We start from the raw sequence: 435 nt of genomic DNA, 5'->3' as shown, positions 1-435 counted from the left end.
CCAGTCGGTGAAGAGCACGAGGTCTCCCGGGCCGGTCGCCTCGCGCGCGTCGTTCCTCTCTCTTCCTTCCTTCTCTCCTTTTCTTCTCTTCCTCCCTTTTTTTCCTTCTTCCCCCTCCCTTTCCCCTTTTCTCTCTTCTCCCCTTTTCTTCTTTTTTCCTCTCTCTCCCCTCTTCCTCCCCCCTTCCTCCTTCTCTCCCCTTCTTCTTCTCCCTCCTCTCCCCTTCTTTTTCTCTCCTTCTTCTCTCCCTCTCCTTCTTCTTTTCTCTCCTCCCCCTTTCTTCCTCCCCCCCCTCTTTCCCTCTCCTCCCTCCCCCTCTCTCTCTTCTTTTCCCCTTCCCTTCTTCCCCTTCCCCCTCTTCTCCTCCCTCTTTTTCCTCCTCCCTTCCCCTTCTCTCCTTCCCCCTTCTTCTCTCCTCCTTCTTTCTCCCCCTCC

At 55.9% G+C, this 435-nt stretch carries 1 pseudogene; it reads right to left on the bottom strand.

The features are described 5' to 3' along the window. A pseudogene (locus NR112_RS23280) lies at positions 1 to 435 on the bottom strand (hypothetical protein); the annotation flags it as partial.

Source organism: Terrabacter sp. Ter38 (assembly GCF_024519435.1).
Lineage (GTDB): Bacteria > Actinomycetota > Actinomycetes > Actinomycetales > Dermatophilaceae > Terrabacter.
This window is presented reverse-complemented; position numbering and strand designations above follow the sequence as displayed.